At 65.1% G+C, this 24084-nt stretch carries 20 protein-coding genes; 13 read left to right on the top strand and 7 right to left on the bottom strand.

Translation table 11 applies throughout. From position 1 onward, the window contains the following. Nucleotides 1-3 precede the first annotated feature (3 nt). Nucleotides 4-294, bottom strand: coding sequence for a DUF6021 family protein (locus J2T47_RS23095; RefSeq protein WP_253452104.1), 291 nt, complete (start codon nucleotides 292-294; stop codon nucleotides 4-6). Nucleotides 295-488: 194 nt separating this feature from the next. Between J2T47_RS23095 and J2T47_RS23090 the strand changes: the two genes are divergently transcribed. After that, nucleotides 489-1775 (top strand): OprD family porin, encoded by a 1287-nt coding sequence (locus J2T47_RS23090; protein ID WP_253452101.1) that lies wholly within the window; start codon nucleotides 489-491, stop codon nucleotides 1773-1775. A 48-nt stretch (nucleotides 1776-1823) separates the two neighbouring features. Here the strand turns inward: J2T47_RS23090 and J2T47_RS23085 are convergent, their stop codons facing one another. After that, the gene (locus J2T47_RS23085) at nucleotides 1824-2393 is read right to left on the bottom strand and encodes a hypothetical protein (RefSeq protein ID WP_253452098.1); all 570 of its coding nucleotides are present in this window, start codon (nucleotides 2391-2393) and stop codon (nucleotides 1824-1826) included. Nucleotides 2394-3016: 623 nt separating this feature from the next. On the opposite strand from J2T47_RS23085, the gene J2T47_RS23080 reads away from it, so the two are divergent. Then, on the top strand, nucleotides 3017-3295 hold the full coding sequence (locus J2T47_RS23080; RefSeq protein WP_253452095.1) for a hypothetical protein: 279 nt from the start codon (nucleotides 3017-3019) through the stop codon (nucleotides 3293-3295). Beyond that, the gene (locus J2T47_RS23075; protein ID WP_253452092.1) at nucleotides 3292-3762 is read left to right on the top strand and encodes a LasR-specific antiactivator QslA; all 471 of its coding nucleotides are present in this window, start codon (nucleotides 3292-3294) and stop codon (nucleotides 3760-3762) included. Before J2T47_RS23080 ends, J2T47_RS23075 begins: the two co-directional genes overlap by 4 nt. A gap of 53 nt (nucleotides 3763-3815) precedes the next feature. Here J2T47_RS23075 and ycaC read toward each other — a convergent pair whose 3' ends face one another. Beyond that, nucleotides 3816-4442 (bottom strand): isochorismate family cysteine hydrolase YcaC, encoded by a 627-nt coding sequence (gene ycaC / locus J2T47_RS23070; RefSeq protein ID WP_253452090.1) that lies wholly within the window; start codon nucleotides 4440-4442, stop codon nucleotides 3816-3818. Between the two features lie 384 nt (nucleotides 4443-4826). Between ycaC and J2T47_RS23065 the strand changes: the two genes are divergently transcribed. Both J2T47_RS23065 and J2T47_RS23060 read left to right on the top strand, forming a co-directional pair. After that, the gene (locus tag J2T47_RS23065) at nucleotides 4827-5201 is read left to right on the top strand and encodes an NUDIX hydrolase (RefSeq protein ID WP_253452086.1); all 375 of its coding nucleotides are present in this window, start codon (nucleotides 4827-4829) and stop codon (nucleotides 5199-5201) included. A 73-nt stretch (nucleotides 5202-5274) separates the two neighbouring features. Beyond that, nucleotides 5275-5847 (top strand): hypothetical protein, encoded by a 573-nt coding sequence (locus J2T47_RS23060; protein WP_253452083.1) that lies wholly within the window; start codon nucleotides 5275-5277, stop codon nucleotides 5845-5847. Here the strand turns inward: J2T47_RS23060 and J2T47_RS23055 are convergent. Continuing rightward, complete coding sequence (locus J2T47_RS23055; RefSeq protein ID WP_253452080.1) at nucleotides 5834-6478, bottom strand: histidine phosphatase family protein; 645 nt, start codon at nucleotides 6476-6478, stop codon at nucleotides 5834-5836. The two genes, J2T47_RS23060 and J2T47_RS23055, sit on opposite strands and share 14 nt — an antisense overlap. A gap of 294 nt (nucleotides 6479-6772) precedes the next feature. Here J2T47_RS23055 and J2T47_RS23050 point away from each other — a divergent pair, with 294 nt between their 5' ends. The 5 genes from J2T47_RS23050 (at nucleotide 6773) to J2T47_RS23030 (ending at nucleotide 17697) form a co-directional block, all read left to right on the top strand. Further along, a complete protein-coding gene (locus J2T47_RS23050) occupies nucleotides 6773-7744 on the top strand; it encodes a sensor domain-containing diguanylate cyclase (protein WP_253452077.1) in 972 nt (323 codons plus the stop codon). Between the two features lie 196 nt (nucleotides 7745-7940). After that, nucleotides 7941-10589 (top strand): pyruvate dehydrogenase (acetyl-transferring), homodimeric type, encoded by a 2649-nt coding sequence (gene aceE, locus J2T47_RS23045; RefSeq protein ID WP_253452074.1) that lies wholly within the window; start codon nucleotides 7941-7943, stop codon nucleotides 10587-10589. Between the two features lie 11 nt (nucleotides 10590-10600). After that, nucleotides 10601-12529: a dihydrolipoyllysine-residue acetyltransferase gene (gene aceF / locus J2T47_RS23040; RefSeq protein ID WP_253452071.1), complete on the top strand. Its 1929-nt coding sequence runs from the start codon at nucleotides 10601-10603 to the stop codon at nucleotides 12527-12529. A 957-nt stretch (nucleotides 12530-13486) separates the two neighbouring features. Next, nucleotides 13487-16264, top strand: coding sequence for an autotransporter outer membrane beta-barrel domain-containing protein (locus tag J2T47_RS29360; protein WP_253452068.1), 2778 nt, complete (start codon nucleotides 13487-13489; stop codon nucleotides 16262-16264). A gap of 161 nt (nucleotides 16265-16425) precedes the next feature. Then, on the top strand, nucleotides 16426-17697 hold the full coding sequence (locus tag J2T47_RS23030) for a TAXI family TRAP transporter solute-binding subunit (RefSeq protein ID WP_253452065.1): 1272 nt from the start codon (nucleotides 16426-16428) through the stop codon (nucleotides 17695-17697). 18 nt (nucleotides 17698-17715) lie between these two features. Here the strand turns inward: J2T47_RS23030 and J2T47_RS23025 are convergent, their stop codons facing one another. From J2T47_RS23025 to J2T47_RS23015, 3 genes are all read right to left on the bottom strand, one after another. Further along, entirely contained in the window at nucleotides 17716-18579 is an 864-nt protein-coding gene (locus J2T47_RS23025; RefSeq protein WP_253452060.1) for an MBL fold metallo-hydrolase, read from the bottom strand. Nucleotides 18580-18668: 89 nt separating this feature from the next. Continuing rightward, a complete protein-coding gene (locus J2T47_RS23020; RefSeq protein WP_253452057.1) occupies nucleotides 18669-19772 on the bottom strand; it encodes a WD40/YVTN/BNR-like repeat-containing protein in 1104 nt (367 codons plus the stop codon). Nucleotides 19773-19800: 28 nt separating this feature from the next. Continuing rightward, entirely contained in the window at nucleotides 19801-20070 is a 270-nt protein-coding gene (locus J2T47_RS23015; protein WP_253452054.1) for a MoaD/ThiS family protein, read from the bottom strand. Nucleotides 20071-20302: 232 nt separating this feature from the next. On the opposite strand from J2T47_RS23015, the gene J2T47_RS23010 reads away from it, so the two are divergent. The 3 genes from J2T47_RS23010 to J2T47_RS23000 all read left to right on the top strand — a co-directional run bounded on the left by J2T47_RS23010 (nucleotide 20303) and on the right by J2T47_RS23000 (nucleotide 23556). Continuing rightward, the gene (locus J2T47_RS23010) at nucleotides 20303-20491 is read left to right on the top strand and encodes a hypothetical protein (protein ID WP_192432950.1); all 189 of its coding nucleotides are present in this window, start codon (nucleotides 20303-20305) and stop codon (nucleotides 20489-20491) included. A 173-nt stretch (nucleotides 20492-20664) separates the two neighbouring features. Beyond that, complete coding sequence (locus tag J2T47_RS23005) at nucleotides 20665-22029, top strand: glutamine synthetase family protein (protein WP_253452052.1); 1365 nt, start codon at nucleotides 20665-20667, stop codon at nucleotides 22027-22029. Between the two features lie 213 nt (nucleotides 22030-22242). Continuing rightward, on the top strand, nucleotides 22243-23556 hold the full coding sequence (locus J2T47_RS23000; protein WP_253452049.1) for an NAD(P)/FAD-dependent oxidoreductase: 1314 nt from the start codon (nucleotides 22243-22245) through the stop codon (nucleotides 23554-23556). Nucleotides 23557-24084: the final 528 nt, after the last annotated feature.

Raw genomic sequence — 24084 nt, 5'->3', positions numbered from 1 at the left:
GTTTCAGCGGCGCGAATAGGGCGGGTACTGGTCCCCCGGCACGCGCCGCTGGCCCTGCGGGTCCGGCCCGTCGTGGGGAATGTGCGGCGGATGCGGCGGGTCGACCTGCGGGTCGGCAAGGTCCGGGGAATCCGGATCGAAACCCAGCTCCGGGTCGATATGCCGCGAACCGCCAAGGGGCACCTGGCGCTGCGGGTAACCGGGCACCCCGCGCCTGTCGCCGGCGCCGGACCGGTCCGGCCAGCGTTCGCGGGCAACGCCCGGACGCTCGCTGATTTCACCATGGCCTTTCATGCTCACCTCCAGCGGTTCGGGGAATGGCATGACGGTGGACGCGGGGTTGGCCCGAAGGTTTCAGCCGACCGTCCGACGGTACCGCCGACGGACCCGCCCGGGCGAAACCCGCGATCTAGACCATGGTCGCAAAGACCCGACTGCCCTTCTGTGACACCTTCGCGCGCTTTTTCAGCGCCCCCCGGAGTCACCGCATGCCCTCGCCCCTCTCCTCCAGCCCGCTCACCCGCCTGAGCGCCCTCGCCCTGCTCGGTGGCATCGCCGCCCCGGCCAGCGCCGACTTCCTGGAGGACAGCAGCACGCGCCTGGAGTCGCGCACTTTCTACTTCAACCGCGACTTCCGCGACGGCAGCTCGTCCAACCCGCAGGGCGCCTCCAAACGCGAGGAAAGCGCGCAGGGCTTCATCCTCAACCTGCAGTCGGGCTACACCGAAGGCACCGTCGGCGTCGGCGTCGATGCCCTGGCCATGCTCGGCGTCAAACTCGACTCCAGCCCCGCCGACAGCAACAGCGGCCTGCTGCCCTCCAGCGGCCACGACCCGCGTCACTCTGCAGACCAGTACGCCAAGGCCGGCGTCACCGGCAAACTGCGCGTCTCCCACACCCGGTTCAAATACGGCGCGATGCTGCCGGACATGCCGCTGCTCAAGTACAACGACGGCCGCCTGCTGCCCAACATGTTCCACGGCGCGCAACTGACCAGCGAGGAGATCGCCCGCCTCAAGCTCACCGCCACGCGTCTGGAGCGCTACACCGCGCGCGACTCCACGGATGCCCAGGACCTGCGCCTGAACTGCAAGAACAAGCGCTATGCCTGCGACACCACCGGCAACCGCTTCGACGCCTACCAGGCCGACTACCCGGTCAACGACCAGCTCCTGCTGCAATACGCCCAGGGCGGGTTGGAGAATGTCTACCGCCAGCGCTACGTCGGCATGGTCGGCAAGCAGGCGCTGGGCGCCGGCAAGGTCACCGCCGACCTGCGCTGGTTCGACAGCGACGACGACGGCTCGGCCCGCGCCGGCCAGATCGACAACCGCGCCCTCAGCCTGCTGCTGTCCTATGCCCAGGAGGGCCACATCCTCAGCGCCGGCTGGCAACGCATGACCGGCGACAGCTCCATGCCCTACCTCGACGGCAGCAACCCCTACCTCGCCAACTACCTGCAGGTGAACGACTTCGCCAATGCCCGGGAGCGTTCCTGGCAACTGCGCTACGACTTCGACCTGCGCAGCGTCGGCGTGCCCGGTCTGAGCTTCATGACCCGCTACGTCAACGGCGACCACATCGCCCTGGCCAATGGCGACGAGGGCAAGGAATGGGAACGCGACGTGAAGCTCAAGTACGTGATCCAGGCCGGCACCTTCAAGGACCTCAGCCTGCGCCTGCGCAACGCCACCTACCGCACCAACTACGAACAGTCGGCGCGCGATGTGGACGAGGTGCGGCTGATCGCCAGCTACCAGTTCGCGGTTTTCTAGGACGAGGCCCCAGCCATGACGCGCCCGGTCCGACGGCGCGTCGCCAGATCAGATCAGATCATCGATGCTGAAGAAGATCAGCAGGACGCTCAGAACGAGATACGTCGATACCAGCAAATACTGGACAAGTCGGTTGCCAAAGAAAGCTGCCAACGGCAGCAAAGCGAAGACCATCATGAGGACATTCCTCTTGGCCAGAACTCCCTCGTGCCAATACCGCATCGATTCGACCACGCCCTCGACGTGGTAGAAGAACAGCGCTATCAACGCCCAATGGCCGTGAGATTCGAATATTTCGCGGTGGCTTTCCCCCGGCTTGAGTTCGGACGACGGCATGACCATCGCCGCGGCAAAGAACAGTGCCAGCGGCGAAATCAGTAACTGCAGGAAAGCCGGGTAGGTCCACTGCGGCACCGTCTCCTTCAGCTCGTACAGTGCCCACCAGTAATCCAGTTGCGTCAGGAAGATCGACGCGCTCCAGAGAATTGGCAGCCAGTCGAGCTTCGCGACCGCCCGCGAACGCATGGCCGCCGCGCCATTGGACAGCAAGCGGGTAACGCCCAGGCCCGTCAGCATGGCGAAGACGACGGCCAACCATGGAAAATCGGAAGCGGGCATGGGCGGTTGCACTCCTGGCGCGATGAAAAACGCGCAATGCTACTGCCCGCCTGGGCACGCAGCAGGAGTCGGAAAGCGCCCGCGACGGGACGATTGCCGAATTGCGGCTTGGGTCCCGCGCAGCAGCCCCCGGCGCGCTCCACGACCTGGCCCGGCCCTGCAGTCCTACGTGTTGGGGAACGGGATGAGACCCGTTTCATTCTGTCGGCAATGTCCTGCCTCGGGATCGCTGTCAGCAACCGAAAAGTCCCACGGGTCATTAGCCTTGCAGGCCTACAGGCGCCGTCTCTAGCCTCTGATTCGCCGCAGTTCATCGCGGACGGGCGTAGGAACCCGGGAAGTAAGGATCAAGGTACGGCAACTCTGTAGTCACGATTGCAGGCGAAATCCGCTTTGCACTTTCGTGTGTCTATGGCGGCCGTGCTTGGAGGCTTCGGCCTACCGGTTCCTTGGTCCCGGCATTCCTACCCTTGCACGGTCCGCCTCTCTTTACCCGTAGGAAGGTTGATTGGCGGCTTCTTGATCCCTAGACCAAGTAGTGGCTGACATGAACTATCCCCTTTTTACCCTCGCGCCCCGCCCTACCCTGCGCCACGCGCCGCACCTCAACCCGGAGGTGCCCCATGCGTGAATTCCTCCCAGTCCCCTTGACCGGCCAGTTCGGCGAGGAAGTCCTCTTCGTCAACGCCCTGGCCCCGGTCGAGCACCTGCGCGAAGCCGCCCTGCGCCGCATCACCGCGGTCGAGGACCTGCTGCAACTGATGGAAGACGACAGCGACAGTGGCCTCATCCGCGCCACCGCTCGCCTCGCCTCCGCCCTGGCGCCGCTGGTCAGCGAAGCCCGCCAGCTCTACGAACTCGCCATGGAACGCAGCGCCCGGGCGCCAGGGAGGCCGACATGAACGTCAATCCGACTTCGCTGGAGCACTTGCGCAATGCCCAGCGCAGCTTCGATTCGCTCTACGGCATCCTGCGCAAACGCGGCGATACGCACCTGCTGCCGCTGCTGCAGAAGCTCATGACCGAGGCCGAAGAGGCCTACTGGATGGCAGATCTGGGCCAGCGCTGCCGCCCGAGTGAAATACCCCCGCTGCCCTTCTGCCGGCGTATCCCGCTGACCCCGGTGCTGCACCGGCACCTGGATTCGTTGCGCCACGGCATGCACGAAGCGCAGAACAGCATGAAGCCGCAGGACCGCTCGGCGCCCTGGAATGCGTTGTTTTCGATGCGGCAGACCTACCCCAATGGTGCGGCGCGCCTGGGCTTCGAGACCGGCTTCGTGATCCGCCTGTTCCAGTTGCTGCTCGACGCGCAGCACGGCGCCGGCCGCTGGTCATTCGTGCGGACGCAGCCGGTGCCGCTGCAATAGACCAGGGGCAATAGACCGGGAGCCGGCGAGCGAGGCACCCGCCGGCCGGTGCCTCACTTCTTGGCCGTCAGCGTGCTGTAGCTGGTGATCAGGTTGCGGTAATCCGGGATGTGGTTGGAGAACAGCGCGGCGAGGCCTTCGATGTCGTTGCGCCAGTCGCGGTGCAGCTCACAGGCCACGCCGAACCAGGTCATCATCTGCGCGCCGGCGGCTTCCATGCGGCGCCAGGCGGCGTCACGGGTCACTTCGTTGAAGGTACCGGAGGCGTCGGCGACGACGAACACCTCGAAGCCTTCTTCCAGTGCCGACAGCGCCGGGAAGGCCACGCAGACCTCGGTGACCACGCCAGCGATGATCAGCTGTTTCTTGCCGGTGGCCTTCACCGCCTTGACGAAGTCCTCGTTGTCCCAGGCGTTGATGTTGCCCGGACGGGCGATGTAGGGCGCGTCGGGGAACAGGTCCTTGAGTTCGGGAACCAGCGGGCCGTTGGGGCCGCTCTCGAAACTGGTGGTGAGGATGGTCGGCAGCTTGAAGTACTTGGCCAGGTCGGCCAGGGCGAGGACGTTGTTCTTGAACTTGTCCGGTTCGATGTCGCGCACCAGCGAGAGCAGGCCGGCCTGATGATCGACCAGCAACACGGCGGCCTGGGTCTTGTCGAGACGGACGTAGGGCTTGCTCATGGCATTTCCTCCTGCGGATGGCTCTTGAGGGTGTCGCCCGGCGCACGGCGGCGGGCCGGTGGTGGGTCAGCGGGACTACAGGCTCGCTCCCTCGCCGTGACCTCATGGAAAAGTCCGGCGAAACGGCAGGAATCAAGCGTAGGCCATGGAAACTGGTACGCCGGTGCAGAAAGTTCGCACTTCAGGAAGCAGCGCCGGTCCACCTTGAAGCCTTTTCGAGTCGAGAAGATGACGGGCGATTCTTCAGAAAGGCCTGACATACCTTTCCAGCGACCAATCCTTACCATTTGTCGACATAAACGCCGTAACCAGTTCATCTGGTTGGGAATCTCAGATTAATGTCTACCCTGAAACCTGTTGGAAGAGTGTCGAGGAGCAGCCGGTATGGCTAAGAACCTGAAAGAGCGTGCAACGGTCATCTGCCGCCTCGACGACAAGATTCTCTTCGTGCGCAAATCCAAGTCGAAATGGAACCTCCCCGGCGGCCGCATCGAGGCCGACGAACGCCCCGGACAGGCCGCCACCCGCGAGCTGATCGAGGAAACCGGGCTCACCATCGAGCAGATGAACTACGTGGCGCCGCTGGAGCTGTACCAGACGCTGCACTACGTGTTCGAGACGCCGGTCGACCCGGCGCAGCAGCCCACTCCGCTGAACGAGATCGCCGACTGCCGCTGGTTCGCTCCCGAAGAGCTGGAGCGCCGCAGGGTGAACAAATCGGCGCGGCGCCTCCTGCGCACCTGTCTGAAGGCAAGCTGACGGGCTGACGGACGGCGCGTATCAGGGTATCGTCAGCGCCTTCCTACAAGACTCCCGTACAGGATTCACCCCCATGCTTCGCGCTGCCCTGCTCTGCACCCTTGCGCTGTCCTCCAGCCTTGCCTCCGCCCAGGTCGAGGTGAAGCCGGTGCAGCACGCCAAGGTCGGCGAAGTGCTGGCGGTACGCATCAGCGAGGACATCGCTCCGGGCGACTACGAGCGCCTGTTCAAAGGGCTGCTGGCCAATCCGGGCAAGTTCGCCCGCAAGGTGGCCCTGCTCGACAGCATCGGCGGCAGCGCCGCCGAATCGATCAAAATGGGCCGCCTGCTGCGCGAATCCGGCTTCGAAACCCTGGTGCCGACCAACAGCGTCTGCCAGGGCTCCTGCGTCTACCTGCTGGCCGCCGGCAAGCACCGGACGGTGCGCGGCTACGTGGGCCTGCATCGCCCCTACTACCCCGCTGGCGATTCGTCCCAGGCGGCAGGCAGCTACAACGCCCGCACCTATTTCCGCGACATGGACATTCCACTGGAACTGGCCGACACCATGCAGAGCATCGATCCGCAGCGCATGCGCGTGCTGACTCCGCAGGAATTGCAGCGTTACCGCCTGGGCGCCACGCCCAGCCAGATCAGCGCCCGCTGACCTTCAGCGGCCACTGGTCGGCATCGAGGTAGCCGAGCAGGCGCGGAGACTGGTCCTGCTCGCTGAGCACGAAGAGTGTCGAGGCGTAGTCCGGGGTCGCCGGGTCGTCCACGCTCACCGAGTGTTCCAGGTCCTCGATGCATTCGCTGTGGGTCACCAGGATCAGGTTGCGGTGCGCGACCTTGTGCTGCAGCGCCTGGTCGAGCATCGAGCCCTCGCACTTGTACAGCCAGGGCTGCTCTTGCGGCGTACGGCCGAACATCGAGGAAGCGGTCTGGATGGCCCGCAGCTGGTTGCTGCTGAGGATGTCGGCGTTGGCCAGGCCGAGTGCGGCGAAGTCCTGGCCGATCTCCTGGGCGCTCTGCCCGCCCCGCACGGTGATACCGCTGACATCGGCCATGCACGGCGCGCTGGAGCGATCGCAGCGCTCGGCATGGCGCACCAGCACGATCAGGTCGCCGTTCTGCCAGTGCTCGCGCAATTCCGCCTGGCGCTGGGCGTCACCCACCAGCGGCGTCGGCCGCGAGAAGTCCAGCGGCAGAAAGCCACTGAGCAGCGCGATGACGGGCAGTATCGCCAGAAGCGACAGCCAGCCGCGGGACAGTGATCTGAAGAGCTTCGGGATGGGCATGATTCAGGCCGTGCAGCTGAAAAAGGGTCCGCGTCCGTTCCCTCTCTTCGCAGGAGGGAGGCCCGACCCATCCTTGGGATTACCATCGCACTGCGGGGTTGTCAGATGGCGGGCGATCAAACCCTATCCCCGGATTCGTGAAGAACCCGTTATGAATTGCTGAAGAATCCGTCTCACTCGGAAACGACCGTCTGTCGCCCAGCCGCTTTCGAGGCGCCAGGTGGCGCGTTCAACCGGTTTTCCGACACCGCACTGTGGTAGAACAAGGCACAGTGCCATCAGCGAGCCGCCGCCATGCCGTACGACGCCGCCCCGGAAAATCCCGTCTACCAGACACTCCTCGAATCCACCCGCGCCATTCCGTGGAAGATCGACTGGAAGTCCATGACGTTCTCCTACATCGGACCACAGATCGAAGAACTTCTAGGCTGGAGCCAGGCCAGTTGGGTCAGCGCCAACGACTGGGCCGAACGCATGCACCCCGAAGACCGCGAGCGGGTAGTGAACTTCTGCATCTCGCAGTCCCGCGAGGGCACCGACCACGAGGCGGATTACCGCGCCCTGACCTCTTCCGGCGACTACGTGTGGATCCGCGATGTGGTGCACGTGGTGCGCGATGACGACGGCGAGGTGGATTCGCTGGTCGGCTTCATGTTCGACATCAGCGAGCGCAAGCGCGCCGAAGAGCAGCTGATCATGCTGCAGCGCCAGCTGGAGGAGTATTCGTACAAGGATGGCCTGACCGGCGTCGCCAACCGCCGCATGTTCGACTCGGTGCTGGACACCGAGTGGGGCAGCGCCCAGCGCAGCGGCCAGCCCGTCTCGCTGGTACTGCTGGATATCGACTACTTCAAGCAGTTCAACGACCACTACGGGCACATCCAGGGCGACGACTGCCTGCGCAGCGTCGGCAAGGCCCTGGCCGGCGCGCTGCACCGCCCACGGGACTTCATTGCGCGCTTCGGCGGCGAGGAGTTCGTGCTGGTGCTGCCGGAAACCGACAGCGAGGCCGCCCGGCAGATCGCCGAGCGTTGCCGCAGCGTGCTGCACGACCAGGGCATCGCCCATGCGAAGTCCGCCGTCTCCGACCGGCTGACCATCAGCCTGGGCGTCGGCACCGCCGTGCCCTCCTCCAGCGACCGCCCGCTGGACTTCGTCGCGGCGGTGGACCGCCTGCTCTACCAGGCCAAGCAGGCCGGGCGTGATCGGCTGGTGGCCGCGCAGTGGAACCGCGGTGACGATCTGCGGCGTGACTCGCTTCGCTAACCCCGCTGCGACGTCCTGACTCGACCAACCGGGCGGGCGCTGGCGCCAGAGCTGTCTAAGCTCTATAGCCACACGCGCGTGCCGGCGGCAGCGCGGCGGCCTCACGAGGGCCGTCGCCCACTGCGCCAACCCGATGGATCACCTGGCCCGGAGCCGGCACTGCGCAGAGCCGACCCCGTAACCAGGATCCCTGACCATGCACGATATCGACCCCGTCGAAACCCAGGAATGGCTGGACGCGCTGGAATCCGTACTGGAACAAGAAGGCGAAGAGCGCGCCCACTACCTGATGACTCGCTTAGGCGAGCTGGCCAGCCGAACCGGCACACAACTGCCCTACGCCATCACCACGCCCTACCGCAACAGCATCCCGGTAGGGCACGAAGCCCGCATGCCGGGCGACCTGTTCATGGAGCGGCGCATCCGCTCGCTGGTACGCTGGAATGCGCTGGCCATGGTGATGCGCGCCAACCACAAGGACCCGTCGCTGGGCGGGCACATCTCCACCTTCGCGTCCTCGGCGACCCTTTACGACATCGGCTTCAACTACTTCTTCAACGGCCCCACCGAGGAGCACGCCGGCGACCTGATCTACTTCCAGGGCCACGCCTCTCCGGGCTTCTACGCCCGCGCCTACATCGAGGGCCTGCTCAGCGACGAGCAACTGGAGAACTTCCGCCAGGAGGTCGACGGCAAGGGCATTTCCTCCTATCCGCACCCACGCCTGATGCCGAAGTTCTGGCAGTTCCCCACCGTGTCCATGGGCCTGGGGCCGATCCAGGCGATCTACCAGGCGCGCTTCATGAAGTATCTGGAGAGCCGCGGCTTCATTCCTGCCGGCAAGCAGAAGGTCTGGTGCTTCCTCGGCGACGGCGAGACCGACGAGCCCGAATCCCTGGGCGCGATCTCCCTGGCCGGGCGCGAGAAGCTGGACAACCTGATCTTCGTGGTGAACTGCAACCTGCAGCGCCTGGACGGTCCGGTGCGCGGCAACGGCAAGATCATCCAGGAGCTGGAAGGCGTGTTCCGCGGCGCCAACTGGAACGTGATCAAGGTGATCTGGGGGCGCTTCTGGGACCCGCTGTTCGCCAAGGACCACGCCGGCCTGCTGCAGGCGCGGATGGACGAGGCGGTGGACGGCGACTACCAGAACTACAAGGCCAAGGACGGGGCCTTCGTCCGCGAGCACTTCTTCGGGGCGCGACCGGAACTGCTGGAGATGGTCAAGGACCTCTCCGACGAGGAAATCTGGAAGCTCAACCGCGGCGGCCACGACCCGTACAAGGTCTACGCCGCCTACCACGCGGCGGTGAACCACCAGGGCCAGCCCAGCGTGGTGCTGGCCAAGACCATCAAGGGCTACGGCACCGGCACCGGCGAAGCGAAGAACATCGCCCACAACATCCACGAGATCGACGTCGACAGCCTGCGCGCCTTCCGCGACCGCTTCGATATCCCGATCAAGGACGCGGACCTGGCCAAACTGCCCTTCTACCGTCCCGAGGAAGGCAGCGCCGAAGCGCGCTACCTGAAGGAGCGCCGCGCCGCCCTGGGCGGCTTCATGCCGCATCGCCACGGCAACAGCCAGCGCATCCCGGCACCACCGCTGGAGACGCTCAAGGCACTGCTCGACGGCTCCGGCGACCGCGAGATTTCCACCACCATGGCCTTCGTGCGGATCATCTCGCAGCTGGTGAAGGACAAGGAACTGGGCCAGCGCATCGTGCCGATCATCCCCGACGAGGCGCGCACCTTCGGCATGGAGGGCATGTTCCGCCAACTCGGCATCTACTCCTCGGTGGGCCAGCTGTACGAGCCGGTCGACAAGGAACAGCTGATGTTCTATCGCGAGGACAAGAAAGGCCAGATCCTCGAGGAAGGCATTACCGAGGCCGGTGCCATGTCGTCGTTCATCGCTGCCGGTACGGCCTACAGCAACTACCGCCAGCCGATGCTGCCGTTCTACATCTTCTATTCGATGTTCGGCTTCCAGCGCATCGGCGACCTGGCCTGGGCAGCCGGTGACAGCCTGACCCGCGGCTTCATGCTGGGTGGTACCGCCGGGCGCACCACGCTCAATGGCGAGGGCCTGCAGCATGAAGACGGCCACAGCCATGTGCTGGCCTCGGTGATCCCCAACTGCCGTACCTACGATCCGACCTACTCCTACGAGCTGGCAGTGATCATCCAGGAAGGCGTGCGGCAGATGATGGAAGAGCAGCAGGAGGTCTTCTACTACATCACCGTGATGAACGAGAACTACCCGCACCCGCCGCTGCCCAAGGGCGCCGAAGCCGGCATCATCAAGGGCATGTACCTGCTCGAAGAAGACCAGAAGGCCGCCGCGCAACACGTCCAGCTGCTCGGCTCGGGCACCATCCTGCGCGAGGTCGAGGCGGCTGCGCGGATACTGCGCGAGGACTTCGGCATCGGCGCCGACGTCTGGTCGGTACCCAGCTTCAACGAACTGCGCCGCGACGGCCTCGCGGTGGAGCGCTGGAACCGCCTGCATCCGGGGCAGAAGCCACGACAGAGCTATGTCGAACAGTGCCTGGGTGGACGCCGCGGGCCGGTGATCGCCTCCACCGACTACATGAAGGTCTACGCCGACCAGATTCGCCAGTGGGTGCCGACCAAGGAGTACAAGGTGCTGGGCACCGACGGCTTCGGCCGCAGCGACACCCGCGCCAAGCTGCGCCACTTCTTCGAGGTGGACCGCCACTGGGTGGTGCTCGCTGCGCTGGAGGCCCTGGCCGATCGTGGCGACATCGAGCCGAAGATGGTGGCCGAGGCCATCGCGAAATTCGGTCTCGACCCGGAAAAACCCAATCCGCTGGACTGCTGAGGAGAGGCACGATGAGCGAGACCATCCGCGTACCCGACATCGGCAACGGCCAGGGCGAAGTCATCGAACTGCTGGTCAAGGTCGGCGACCGTATCGAGGCCGAGCAGAGCCTGCTGACGCTGGAGTCGGACAAGGCCAGCATGGAGATTCCCGCGCCGAAGGCCGGCGTGGTGAAGGCCATCAAGGTGAAGGTCGGCGACACCCTCAAGGAGGGCGATGAAATCCTCGAACTGGAAGCCGAAGGCGGCGCTGCCGAAAGCAAGGCCGCGGAGCCGGCCAAAGCCGCCGCCGAAGCACCCAAGCCTGCCGCCGCGCCGACGTCTCAACCTGCACCTTCCGGTGGCGGCGTGGAAACCATCAAGGTGCCGGACATCGGCAATGGCCAGGGCGAGATCATCGAGCTGATGGTCCAGGTCGGCGACCGCATCGAGGCTGATCAGAGCCTGCTGACGCTGGAGTCCGACAAGGCCAGCATGGAGATTCCGGCGCCGAAGGCCGGGGTGGTGAAGGCGATCAAGGTGAAGGTCGGCGACACCCTCAAGGAGGGCGACGACATCCTCGAACTGGAAACCGAAGGCGGCGCTGCGCCTGCTGCCACGGCGCCCTCCTCTGCTCCGGCTGCCGCTGCTGCGCCGGCCAGGGAAGACAAGCCTGCGCCCGCTCCGGCCGCCAGCGGCGGCGTGGAGACCATCCGCGTGCCGGACATCGGCAACGGCCAGGGCAACGTCATCGAGCTGATGGTCAAGGTGGGCGATGCCATCGAGGCCGACCAGAGCCTGCTGACCCTAGAATCCGACAAGGCCAGCATGGAGATTCCCGCACCGAAAGCGGGTGTGGTGAAGGCGATCAAGGTGAAGATCGGCGACACCCTCAAGGAAGGCGACGAGATACTGGAGCTGGAAGTTGCCGGCTCTGCTCCGGCATCTGCATCCGCCACGGAAACAGCCGCTCCTGCGCCAACGGCCAAGGGCGAGCCGGAAAAAGCGCAGGACGTCGCCCCTGTGGGCGCACCCAGCCGCGACGGCACCAAGGTGCACGCTGGCCCCGCGGTGCGCATGGTCGCCCGCGAGTTCGGCGTTGACCTGGCGCAGGTCACCGGCAGCGGACCCAAGGGCCGCATTCTCAAGGAGGACGTGCAGGCGTTCGTCAAGGAACAGCTGCAACGCAGCAAGTCCGGCGCTCCGACGGGCGCGAGCGGTGGCGCGGGCATTCCGCCGATCCCGGAGATCGACTTCAGCAAGTTCGGCGAAACCGAGGAAGTGGCCATGACCCGCCTGATGCAGGTCGGCGCCGCCAACCTGCATCGCAGCTGGCTCAACGTCCCCCACGTCACCCAGTTCGAATCCGCTGACATCACCGAGGCGGAGGCCTTCCGCATCGCACAGAAGGCGGCGGCGGAAAAGGCCGGCACCAAGCTGACCATCCTGCCAATCCTGCTCAAGGCCTGCGCCCACCTGCTGCGCGAGCTGCCGGACTTCAACAGCTCGCTGGCCCCCAGCGGCAAGGCGCTGATCCGCAAGCGATACGTGCACATCGGCTTCGCCGTGGACACCCCGGACGGCCTGCTGGTGCCGGTGATTCGCGACGTCGACCAGAAGGGTCTGCTGCAGCTTGCGCTGGAAGCCGCCGAACTGGCGGAGAAGGCGCGCAGCAAGAAGCTCTCCGCCGACGCCATGCAGGGCGCCTGCTTCACCATCTCCAGCCTCGGCCACATTGGCGGCACCGGCTTCACCCCGATCGTCAACGCGCCGGAAGTGGCGATCCTCGGCGTGAGCAAGGCAACGATGCAGCCGGTGTGGGACGGCAAGGCCTTCCAGCCACGGCTGATGCTGCCGCTGTCGCTGTCCTACGACCACCGGGTGATCAACGGCGCAGCAGCGGCGCGGTTCACCCGACGGCTCGGTGAGGTGCTCGGGGACATCCGCAGCCTGTTGTTGTAGGCAGCCGGCCGGCAACCAGCCGGCCCTCCCCCTCGCCCCGGCACGCCAGTACGTGCCGGGGCCATTCTCATTGGTATATCGGGCTGATTCCGGAGTATTGCCGGCACGAAAAAGGCCTCACGGAACAAGCCACTCGCTCTTAGTCCTGAATAATAAGAAGTTGATTGCAGCATTGCCGTGCTCGCCGCTGGACACTCCCAACTTGGATTCAGAGCTGCAACGTCACTTAATCCCTACAAGCAACAAGCCTTTATTCAAGAGCATGGGAATACACTGACACCAACAGTCTCCGTCACCGACATATCAGCCCCGGAACTTCTCTGACAATCAGCAGTACACCAGAACCCGCGCAAGGCCCATTACAGAGCCTTACCAGGAAATAAAGGGTGTATTGAAAATTGATTGGAGAAATCTGCCGTGAAGAAAAAAAGAACCCTCATTCGCAACAAACTGGCCTTGGCCGTCTCGATGGCCACTGCGGCTCCCTGCCTGTCTCTTTATGCGCAGGATAACCACCTTATTTATACACCCCAGGGTCAACCGATATTCGAAGCGAGGTTCTTCGAAGTTGGGGATGGAACTTTCATGCTCAACGGAGAAACACCCATTTCCTCGACCTGGAATATGGATGAACAACAGAAGAAACAAATTCTGCAAGGCTTCGATTATTGGGCACGGGTCATCAACCCGCAGAACGGAGAATTACCAGCAATCTTCAATATCGGTACCGACGGCACCCAGGGGAACGCAGGTGCAAGCAGCGACCCAGCGCCAACGACCAGCAACGTCTATGTGACCCAGGTCCAGGCCGCCCTGACGAACCTGCCGCCAGGCTCGCCCGCCTACGGTTCCCAAGGCCAGGTCATGTTCGGCCCCCCGGATCGTTTGATCACCCCCTACGTTCCGAGCCAAATCCCGGGTACCACGGACGAATACTTCTCTACCACGGTGCATGAGGTGGCTCATGCCCTGGGGATCTCAAACTCGGTAGCCGACAAGTATGGCCAGGGCACACCGTACTTCAGCGAAAGCCTCAGTCAATGGGCATCGCACCTGCGCGATGACAATGGCAACCCTGCACGTCCCGACCAGGTCGTGCTGTGTTCGCAATGCAACAATGCCTATGACCCGAATGGCTTCGATCTGCGCCAGGACCAGGGCTACTTCACCGGCGAACACGTCAACGAGGTGCTCGCGGGCGCGATGCCCGGCATTCCGGTCAAGATTCTGGGCGAAGATGGGAGCTTGGACGCTGACTACATGAGCCACATCGAGCTGAAGAACAGCCAGATGAGCCATCAGGGCTACCGCAACTACAACGTCTTCATGGAAGCCGAACTTGCCGCCCTGCAGGACCTGGGCTACCAGATTGACCGGCGCAATTTCTTCGGTTACTCGGTCTATGGCGATGGCCAGACGCTCTACAACCAGCACGGCTATTACCAGCGCAACGCCGCCGGCACGGACTACCTGGTCGGCGCCTACAACACTGCGGCACAAGGCCTGGGCCTGCATGTCTACGGCAGTAACAACCTGATATTCCAGCAGGCCAATCTGCTGACTCGCGGCGACGGCGCCGCAGGCGTACGCGTCGACGGCGAAGGCAACACCCTGGTGGTGGAACCGGGTACTCGCATTCACGCCGACGGCCTGAACGGCCGCGGGATGCTCGTCGCCTATGGCAAGGACCATAACGTGATTCAGCGCGGCGACGTCCAGGCGCTGGGTGAGAAAGGCATCGCCGCCGAGTTCAACTTCGGCAATAACATGCTGGGCAATGACAGCGAATACCGAGGTTCCTATATCTATACCGTCAAAGGTGATGAGGATGAACTCCTGCCTGAACTGGCCGGCCCCCTGGTCGACAACTTCGACGTCAGCGGCCGCCTGGCCGGCAAGGCGGCGGCCATTTCCATCTCCGACAATGCCCTGGTGGGCAACATCAACATCCTCTCCGGCGCGCGCATCGAGGGCGATATCCTCTCGGCCTACGACCAGCAGGACGAGAACGACGCGCAACGCCTGACCCAACTGACCTTCGGCCGCCTGAACGATGGCCAGGGTCGTGCACTGGACCAGGCCGACCCGAACTTCCACCTGCGCTACAACGGCAACATCCAGGGCATCAACAACCTCGCCCTCAGCCTGCGCGGCGGCGAAACCTCGCTGGGCGGCAACAACCAGGTCTACAGCGTTGAAGTGGCAGAAGGTGCGACGCTGGCCGGCAATAGCCACTTCGTTCTTAATCAGCGGGGCGAATTCATCAACCGTGGCACGGTCGCACCGGGCGGCTCCTTCGGCGTCCTCAAGATCGATGGCAACTTCCAGCAGACCCGTACCGGCCGCCTGCTGATGGAGGTCAACGACGTCGGTGCCCACGACACCCTGCAGGTCACCGGCAAGGCCGAGATTGCCGGCCGCCTGAGCATCGTCCCGCACCGCGGCTGGTATTCCCCGACCTGGACGATGCAGTCCAGCCAGTTGCTGCAGAGCAGCTCCCGCAGCGGGGCCTTCAACGAGGTCGAACTGCTGTCCGCCTCCCCGACCCTGTCCCTGCTGGCCACGCCGCAGGCCAACAACAACCAGCTGCTGAGATTCGTCCGCGCCGACGACGCGTACAGCCAGTACGCCCTGAGCCGCAATGGCCGCTCGGTGGGCGAGGCCCTCAGCCGTGGCATCAGCGCCGCGGCCAGCCCCGACCGCCAGCAGCTCTACACCACCCTGGACTTCTCGGTCCCCGATGGCAGCCAGATCGGCCGCGCCCTGGAGCAGCTCTCCCCGGCCGCCTACAGCGCCATGATGGCCAGTTCCCTGCAGCGCGAGCAGCAGGTCGCCGACGCCATCAGTGCCCGCGAACCGGGCAAGCTGCGTGACGACGAGTGGCAGGCGTTCATCCAGCCCTTCGGCGGCAACAGCCGGCAGAACAATGAAAACGACATGGTCGGTTACACCACCAACAGCTATGGCGTGATCTTCGGTGCCGAAACCGCCGCTTCCAGCGACGGCGCGCTGATCATCGGCCTGCACGGCGCCGCCAGCCAGCAGAACCTCAACCTCAAGGACCCGCTCAACGGCGACGGCAACACCTCGGCCCTGGAGCTGGGTGTGCACGCCCGCTACGCCCAGGACCCGATGGCCGGGAGCTTCCTGCTGGGCAGCGCCCGCGTCGGCTATGAAAGCGGCGAGCTCAAGCGCAAGATCGACATCGACGACTATTCGGCCCGCAACAAGGCCGACTGGACCGGCAAGAGCGCGTCCCTGGTCGGCGGTGGCGGCTATCGCTTCCAGCTGAACGAAAACGTCAGCACGGGCCCCATCGCCACGCTGACCTACACCAGCCTGTGGCGCGACGGCACCCACGAGAAAGGCGACGACGGCTCGACGCTGAAGCTCAAATCGCAGCAGTTCGATTCGCTGCGCTCGAGCATCGGCCTGAACACCGCGATGCACTTCCCGCTCGAAGGCGGCCGTGCCATCAAGGCCGAGACCCAGGTCACCTGGAACCACGAACTGCTGGATACCGACCTGACCCAGGACGCGACCTTCGCCAACTACCAGGACGCGAAGTTCAGCAGCAAGAACACCTTGATGGACCGCGACTCCATGGGCCTGCGCGGCAACGTCCGCTACTCCCTCAGCGAGAACGTCGATATCGGCGCCGGGGTCGCCAGCGACCTGTTCCGCACCGGCTACAACTCGGTGTCGGGCAACCTGTCGCTGGACTGGCGCTTCTGAACCAATCTCCCCGCGCCCTGCGCGGGGAGACTCCCCCTTCAGCAGCACGCTGCCCCACCAGGCCCCGGCTACCCGGACAGCTTCATCGCCAGGCAGCCAGCTGCGTGGGGCTCCTGCGGAACAAACCAGAATCGACCCCTTGCCGCGTCATGAACATTGCATTGAAACACGTCAATCTGCCGGCCTGCCTGCGCGCCCTTGCCGGCGTCCCGGGGATGCTCGCCATCGCCCTGGGCGTCATCCTGTACGCGCTGATCGGTTACCCGGGCAAGACCATCGTCATCGCCACAGGCCCCGCTGGCGGCTACTTCCAGAGCACGGCCCTGGCCTATCAGGCGTACCTGCAGGGCAAAGGCTTCAAGGTCCGCCTGCTCGAACAGAAGGACACCCTGTCGCTGGTCGGCCTGGTGGACGATCCGAAGTCCGGCGTGGATATCAGCTTCATCGCCCAGGAAGTGAACGCGGACAACTACCCCAACACCCGGGCGCTGGGCGTGATCAACTACAAGCCGGTACTCATCTTCTACCGCAGTGCGCTCGGAAAACTTTCCAGCCCGAGCGAACTGAAGGGACTGCGGGTCGCCGCCAACCCTCCCGGCAGCGGTACGCGGCAGATGGCGGAGTCGCTGCTGGCAATGTACGGCGTCACGCCGAAAAACACGGATTTCCTCCCCTACAACCTGAACGCCACCGCCAAGGCCCTGACCGAAGGAAAGGTCGACGCCGGCTTCCTCCTGCAACCCCTCGACCAGCCGGTGGTCACCGCGCTGGCCGACACTCCGGGCATCGCCATACTCGACCTGCAATACAGCGCCGCCATTGCGCAGCGCCTGGCGGAGGGGCGGGTCCTGAAGGTCATGACCGTCCCCCGGGGCTATTTCGACCTTCGTACCGGCGTGCCGAAAAAGGATCTGCAGGCACCGGCCGAAGCCGTGACCGTGGTGGTGAAGAAACGCATGGACCCCGGCATCCTCCACCACATCCTGCTGGCCATGAAGCAGGTACATGGCGGCTCTGCGGCCTCCTCCACCGGCGATGCGTACCCATCGACCAAGGGCACCCAGATACCGCTGCATGAAGTGGCGGAGTCCTACTACAACAACGGCCTGCCGTTCCTCTACAAGTACCTGCCCTTCCAGCTGGCCAACACACTGTTCAACCTGTTCCTGCTCATTCTGCCGCTGAGCATCATCGGCCCGGCCCTGAGCTTCCTGGGCGTGCCCAAGCCTATCTGGTTCCTGCAGGAACTGCGCTGCCAGCTGTGGCTGATGGAAATGCGCCACATGCTCAAGGTGCTGTCCAGCACAGGCGACCTGACACCCAGGCAGTTGAACCGTCTGAAGCGCATTTGCGCCAATGTGGCCCGGCAGAAACGGGCGGTGGAGCGCTGTCGGGAGATACTCGAACGGTTCCCGGACAAGCTCATCGGCTGAGCCGCTGCACGGGTGCCGTTACATCCGGTCCAACGGAATCCGCAGGTAGCGCACTCCGTTGGTCTCGGCCTCCGGCAGCTCGCCCGCACGCATGTTCACCTGGATCGACGGCCAGATCAGCGCCGGCGCCTGCAGCCCGGCATCGCGCTGCGTGCGCATCGCAACAAAAGCCTCCTCCGACACGCCATCGTGCACGTGCACATTGTCCTGGCGTTGCCGCGCAACGCTGGTTTCGAACACATGCTGATCGCGATTGGCGGTGAGGTAGTCGTGGCACATGAACAGCCGCGTCTCGTCCGGCAAGGTGAACAGTCGCTGGATCGAACGGTAAAGCTGCCGCGCATCACCGCCGGGAAAGTCGCAGCGGGCGGTACCGTAGTCGGGCATGAACAACGTATCGCCAACGAACGCGGCATCACCGACCAGGTACGTCATGCAGGCCGGCGTGTGCCCGGGCGTGTGCAACGCCTGGGCCTGCAGCTCGCCGATGCGGAAGCACTCGCCATCCTCGAGCAGGTGGTCGAACTGGCTGCCGTCGCAGGGGAAGTCTTCGCCCAGGTTGAGCAGCCCGGCAAAGGTGCGCTGCACCTGGGCGATGCTCGCACCGATGGCCAGCCGGCCACCCAGCTCCCCCTTGAGCCAGGCCGCGGCGGACAGGTGATCAGCATGCAGGTGGGTCTCCAGCAACCACTCCACCGCCAGCGCCTGCTCGCGAACGTACTCGAGCAGGCGGCGGGCACCGGTATTGCCAACGCGACCGGCCGCGGGATCGTAGTCCAGTACCGGATCGATGATGGCGCAGCGCCCGGTGCTGTGATCCGCCACCACATAGCTGTAGGTGGACGTGGGCGGATCGAAGAAATGCTGGATGGTGGCGCTCATGCGGGCCTCCCTGGAGCCGATGATTCCCCGCTCACCGGGAAACGCCAGGGAGTATAGGAAAGCCCTGGCCTGCGACGGCGCTATCCGGCTCAGCCGAAGCGCACGCAGTAGATCGGCGGCAGGTTGGCCGACAGGCACTGCCAGTGATCGCCGCCGTTCTCCGACAGCCACAATCCGCCGGTGGTGGAACCCATGGCCAGGCACACGCCATCGTCGTCCACCGCCAGACCGTGGCGGTACACCAGGTCGAAGGCCGCGCCCTGCGGCAGGCCGCTGTCGAGCACTTCGAAGCTGGCGCCGCCATCACGGGTACGGGTCACGACGAAACGGGCATCCACCGGAATCCGGCAGATATCCTTCACGGCGGGGACGAACCAGGCGGTATCCGGCCGGGTCGGGTGGACGGCAACCGCAAAGCCGAAGCTGGACGGTTCGACCTGCACGTCGCTCCAGCACGCGCCGCCATCGGTGGAGGTGAAGATGCCGTTGTGGTGCTGCACCCACAGGCGCTGCGGCTGCGCAGGGCACTGCACCAGGCGGTGCGGGTCCTGGATGGCGCCCTCCTCGCGCAGCTCCGGCGGCATGTAGTCGGCGTACAGGCCGCGGGTGGTCACACGCCAGTTGGCGCCGCCATCGTCGCTCTGCCAGACACCGCCGCAGGACACGGCGACGGTCAGGTGCTGGCTGTCACGCGGGTCGACACTGACCGAGTGGATGCCCGGCCAGTCGTAGCCGCCGCCCATCCAGCGCGAACGCTCGGGGCGGTCCCAGAGCGGGCGATTGAGCTCCCAGCTGTCGCCACCATCGCCGCTGCGGAACAGCCCGCCGGGAATGGTCCCGGCCCAGAGCACGCCGGGCTCGGCAGCGCCGCCAGTCTCCAGGCACCAGATCTGCTGCAGGACCCAGGGCGCGGGCGGGGCTTCCCCCTCCCAGGACGCAGGCAGTGGGTCGGGTTGCGGCGGGTACGTCGGCACGGCGATCTCCTGCCAGTCCTCGCCCGGACGCTGACGCCAGAGCTTGCAGCCGAAGTGGCCGAGGTTGAGGGCGGCATAGAGGGTTTCATCGCGTGGATCGGCAAGCACCGTGCTCAATGGCTCGCCGAGGAAATCACGGCGGGTTTCCTGCCAGCCGTCCGCGCCACGCTGAAAGGTGAACAGCCCCTTGCGGGTCGCCACCAGCAATCGATCATCCATCCTGTTCTCCTGAAATGCCGCGTGGCCCTCAGCCGCCACTCAGGGCCTGGACCACGTAGACCTCGCTGCCCGCCGCCAGCACATCGCTGAGGCTGGCACGGTCACGCAGGCGCAGGCCGTCGATGAAGATGGTCAGGTGCCGGCGCAGTCCGCCCTGGTCGTCGAGCAGATAGCCACGCAGTTTCGGCGCCTCGACAAATACCGCTTCCAGCGCGCTGGCGAGGGTCACGGCAGGCAACTCGCGCTCCTCGATGGGAACGTGACGCTGGATCGACGGGGCAAAGACGATGCGGCACATGGACGAGCCCGTGGCGGACGCTGATTGCACCAGTCTAGGGCAGACACGGCCGGCTCTCCGGGCCCCTCGACAGGATGCGCGAAAGGCATCGCAAAGGCTCTGGAGCAGCCTTCACACCGACCACAAACGCTCATTCAGTTTCAACTTTTCAAATCTGAACGTCGTGAAAATCACATTTAACAAACCCATGCGCCGTGCGAGTCTGCGGAAATCGTCAGCCAAATCCTTCGACATGCACCTGCTCGTTTCGCCCGCACCGCTGGAACCCGTCGCCGCCCGCAAGGCCGGCAGCGTCGTCCGCCTGCCGCGCAAACATGCCCGCTGGCTCGAACTGCAACCGCTGACCCTGCCTCTGGAACTGGCCTTCTGGGCGCTCTGGCATTGCCGCCACGCGCGCCCGCCCGATACCACCTCTCGCTGACCGGGCACCCCGCCCGACTTCGCCCGACGGAACTACGCTCACTCAAGGTCCCCGTGCCTTCAGAACAAGATGTAGCCCGTTGCATCGCTTGCCTGCCTTCAACCCCATGCCCTTCGGCGTGGCCCTGGCCTGCAGGTCGTCAGCGCATCCGCGTGGATGCTAACGAGAGCCCCATGAATTTCGCCTCCGTGCAAGAAGCCCAGTATTTCCTGGCCCAGAACCCCGATATCGAGATGGTCGAGCTGTTCATCCTCGACGCCAACGGCGTGCCGCGCGGCAAGCTGCTGCACCGCGAGGAGCTGCTCGCCGTGTACCAGTCCGGCCGGCCGCTGCCCAGCACCATCCTCGGCCTCACCGTGCACGGTGAGGATGTGGAGGATTCCGGGCTGGTCTGGGACGTCGGCGATATCGACTGCCGCGCCTACCCGCTGCAAGGCAGCCTGGTGCGCCTGCCCTGGCGGCAGATTCCCACGGCGGCGGTGCAGGTCAGCATGCACCCCGAGCAGGGCAAGCCGGCGGACATCGCCGACCCGCGCCATGTGCTGCTGCATGTGATCGACGGCCTGAAGGCTGACGGCTACTACCCGGTGATGGCCTGCGAACTGGAGTTCTACCTGCTGGACGCCAAGCGCGACGCCAACGGCCGCCCGCAACCGGCGCTGGATGCCGACGGCGGCCGCCCGCGTGCCACCCAGGTCTACGGCCTGCGCGAGCTGGAGCAGATCGAACCCTTCCTCGCCGACCTTTATGCCGCCTGCAAGGCACAAGGAATTCCGGCGCGCACGGCTATCTCCGAATACGCGCCGGGCCAGGTGGAAATCACCCTGGAGCACGGCGACGCACTCCTCGCCATGGACCAGGCCGTACGCTACAAGCGACTGGTGAAAGGCGTGGCGCACAAGCACGGGATGCAGGCGTGCTTCATGGCCAAGCCGTTCGACGACCTGGCCGGCACCGGCATGCACATGCACGTTTCCCTGGCCGACGCCGCGGGCAACAACCTCTTCGCCAGCGAAGACCCTGCCGGCACTCCCCTGCTGCGGCAGTCCGTGGGCGGCATGCTGAAAAGCCTGCTCGATTCGCTGCTGCTGTTCTGCCCCAACGCCAACTCCTACCGCCGCTTCCAGGCCAACAGCTACGCGCCGCTGGCGCCAACCTGGGGCTGCGACAACCGCACCGTGAGCCTGCGCGTACCCGGCGGCCCGGCCAACACCCGCCATGTCGAGCACCGCATCTGCGGCGCCGACGCCAACCCCTACCTGGCCGCTGCGGCCATTCTCGCCGGCATCCATCGCGGCATCCGCGAGGAGATCGACCCGGGCGCGCCGGTGGAAGGCAACGGCTACGCCCAGGCCAAGGAACTGCTGCCCACCGACTGGCTCACCTCGCTGCGCGCGCTGGAGCGCTCCAGCTGGGCACGCGATGCGCTGGGCCACGAATTCCTCGGCGTCTACCTGAAGGTCAAGCAGGCCGAGTACCGCCAGTTCATGGGCGAGGTCGGCGAGCAGGACTGGCGCTGGTATCTGACGCAGGCTTGAGGTGACATGTGCTGAGCTGAAAAACCCTCTCCCCAGCCCTGGCTACGCGCCCCGCTCCTCAAGCGGTAGAGGGGGCCGAATGTGCCGAGACGAGTTTTTCGCTCATTGGAATCTCAGGCTGAAACCTATTTTTCAGCCCACTCCAATCAGCCCCCTCTCCCTTCAGGGAGAGGGCTGGGGAGAGGGCAACCGAACAACAACAGGAACACCGAAATGAACGCTGCACTGAACCCCGCCACTCCCGCCCCCGAGCGCGCGAAGTCCTACTACTCCGCGAGCCTCAACGAGGAAACCAGCTACCCCACGCTGCAAGGCGAGGTGAACGTCGACATCGCCATCATCGGCGGCGGCTTCACCGGCGTCGCCACTGCGGTGGAACTGGCCGAGCGCGGCTACAAGGTCGCCATCGTCGAGACCAACAAGGTCGGCTGGGGCGCCAGCGGGCGCAATGGCGGGCAGGTCACCGGCAGCCTCTCGGGCGACTCGGCCATGGAGAAGCAGATGCGCCAGTGGCTGGGCGACGATGTCGACGATTTCATCTGGCACCTGCGCTGGCGCGGCCACGAGATCATCAGGAGCCGCGTGGAGAAGTACGGCATCCAGTGCGACCTGAAGTTCGGCCACCTGCACGCGGCGATGAAGCAGTCGCACATGGACGAGCTGAAGGCCACCTTCGACGACGCCAAGCGCCGCGGCATGGGCGACGAGATCAGCCTGCTGGACGGCGCCGGCGTGCGTGCGCACCTGGAGAGCGACCTCTACTGCGGTGCCATCAAGAACACCCGCAACATGCACCTGCACCCGCTCAACCTGTGCATCGGCGAGGCCAAGGCCGCCGCCAGCCTGGGCGCGCTGATCTTCGAGCACTCCGAGGTGCTGGACATCATCCACGGCCCGCGCCCGGCAGTGGTCACCTCCGGCGGGCGGATCAACGCCGCCCAGGTGATGCTCGCCGGCGACGTCTACCACAAGCTGGAGCGCAAGCAGCTCAAGGGCATGATCTTCCCGGCCATGGGCGGCATCGTCACCACCAAGCCGCTGGGCGAGCTGGCCAAGCGCATCAACCCGCAGGACCTGGCGGTCTACGACTGCCGCTTCGTGCTCGACTACTACCGCATGACCGGCGACGGCCGCCTGCTGTTCGGCGGCGGCGCCAACTACTCCGGCCGCGACTCGCGTGATATCGCCGGCGAGCTGCGTCCGTGCATCGAGCGCACCTTCCCGGCACTCAAGGGCGTGGACATCGAGTTCCAGTGGAGCTGCGCCATGGGCATCGTGATGAACCGCATCCCGCAGCTGGGCAAGCTGTCGGAGAACGTCTGGTACTGCCAGGGCTACTCCGGCCACGGCGTGGCGACCACCCACATCATGGGCGAGATCATGGCCACGGCGATGAGCGGCGACCTGGAGAAGTTCGACACCTTCGCCCAGTGCAAGCACATCCGCGTGCCCATGGGCGACGTGTTCGGCAACCCGATGCTGGCGGCGGGCATGTGGTACTACCAGATGATGGAGAAGCTGCGCTGATAGCAGGCTTCGCGGTCGACCTGTAGGACCGAGGGGGACGCCTGGTCCTTGCTCGCGAACAGCACTCTGCCGGTATAACCGGGGGGCCCAGTCATCGATGGGTATCGCTGCGCTCCATGCCATCCTACGTCCGTGCTTCGCCCTGGTTTCGATGTGGATGGGAGCGCTGATCGCGGGCATGGCCCGCTCCTACAGGGAAAGGCCGTGCCATGGCGGTTCGCGAGCAAGCTCGCTCCTACGAGGAGCCCGACACCCACTCCATTCCTGCACTGGCTTTGGCTCTTGAAGGCTTCCAGAAAAATATCCGCGCACACCGAATGCCCCGTTCAGGAGGTCTCGTTGAAGCGGAGTTTCAGGGGTTGAGCGACATGGATGTCGCGAGAGCCGCGATGGGCCAGGGATGGCCCTTCGCGGCGGGCCCCTGAAACTTCGCTTCAACGAGGGAATTTTTCGCCTAAGCGAAAAACCGGATGTCCGGGGCAAGCCTTCTTGGTTACTTCTTCGGCGTTTGGAAGAAGTGACTCGCCC

It is taken from the genome of Pseudomonas nitroreducens (genome assembly GCF_024170165.1).
Lineage (GTDB): Bacteria > Pseudomonadota > Gammaproteobacteria > Pseudomonadales > Pseudomonadaceae > Pseudomonas > Pseudomonas nitroreducens_C.
Note: the sequence above shows the minus strand (reverse complement) of the source record. Positions and strands in the feature narration are given on the sequence as shown.

Excerpts from the sequence above, each read along its gene's own strand:
- J2T47_RS23095 (WP_253452104.1), bottom strand. The coding sequence starts at position 294 with ATGAAAGGCCATGGTGAAATCAGCGAGCGTCCGGGCGTTGCCCGCGAA.
- J2T47_RS23090 (WP_253452101.1), top strand. The coding sequence starts at position 489 with ATGCCCTCGCCCCTCTCCTCCAGCCCGCTCACCCGCCTGAGCGCCCTC.
- J2T47_RS23085 (WP_253452098.1), bottom strand. The coding sequence starts at position 2,393 with ATGCCCGCTTCCGATTTTCCATGGTTGGCCGTCGTCTTCGCCATGCTG.
- J2T47_RS23080 (WP_253452095.1), top strand. The coding sequence starts at position 3,017 with ATGCGTGAATTCCTCCCAGTCCCCTTGACCGGCCAGTTCGGCGAGGAA.
- J2T47_RS23075 (WP_253452092.1), top strand. The coding sequence starts at position 3,292 with ATGAACGTCAATCCGACTTCGCTGGAGCACTTGCGCAATGCCCAGCGC.
- ycaC (WP_253452090.1), bottom strand. The coding sequence starts at position 4,442 with ATGAGCAAGCCCTACGTCCGTCTCGACAAGACCCAGGCCGCCGTGTTG.
- J2T47_RS23065 (WP_253452086.1), top strand. The coding sequence starts at position 4,827 with ATGGCTAAGAACCTGAAAGAGCGTGCAACGGTCATCTGCCGCCTCGAC.
- J2T47_RS23060 (WP_253452083.1), top strand. The coding sequence starts at position 5,275 with ATGCTTCGCGCTGCCCTGCTCTGCACCCTTGCGCTGTCCTCCAGCCTT.
- J2T47_RS23055 (WP_253452080.1), bottom strand. The coding sequence starts at position 6,478 with ATGCCCATCCCGAAGCTCTTCAGATCACTGTCCCGCGGCTGGCTGTCG.
- J2T47_RS23050 (WP_253452077.1), top strand. The coding sequence starts at position 6,773 with ATGCCGTACGACGCCGCCCCGGAAAATCCCGTCTACCAGACACTCCTC.
- aceE (WP_253452074.1), top strand. The coding sequence starts at position 7,941 with ATGCACGATATCGACCCCGTCGAAACCCAGGAATGGCTGGACGCGCTG.
- aceF (WP_253452071.1), top strand. The coding sequence starts at position 10,601 with ATGAGCGAGACCATCCGCGTACCCGACATCGGCAACGGCCAGGGCGAA.
- J2T47_RS23025 (WP_253452060.1), bottom strand. The coding sequence starts at position 18,579 with ATGAGCGCCACCATCCAGCATTTCTTCGATCCGCCCACGTCCACCTAC.
- J2T47_RS23020 (WP_253452057.1), bottom strand. The coding sequence starts at position 19,772 with ATGGATGATCGATTGCTGGTGGCGACCCGCAAGGGGCTGTTCACCTTT.
- J2T47_RS23015 (WP_253452054.1), bottom strand. The coding sequence starts at position 20,070 with ATGTGCCGCATCGTCTTTGCCCCGTCGATCCAGCGTCACGTTCCCATC.
- J2T47_RS23010 (WP_192432950.1), top strand. The coding sequence starts at position 20,303 with ATGCACCTGCTCGTTTCGCCCGCACCGCTGGAACCCGTCGCCGCCCGC.
- J2T47_RS23005 (WP_253452052.1), top strand. The coding sequence starts at position 20,665 with ATGAATTTCGCCTCCGTGCAAGAAGCCCAGTATTTCCTGGCCCAGAAC.
- J2T47_RS23000 (WP_253452049.1), top strand. The coding sequence starts at position 22,243 with ATGAACGCTGCACTGAACCCCGCCACTCCCGCCCCCGAGCGCGCGAAG.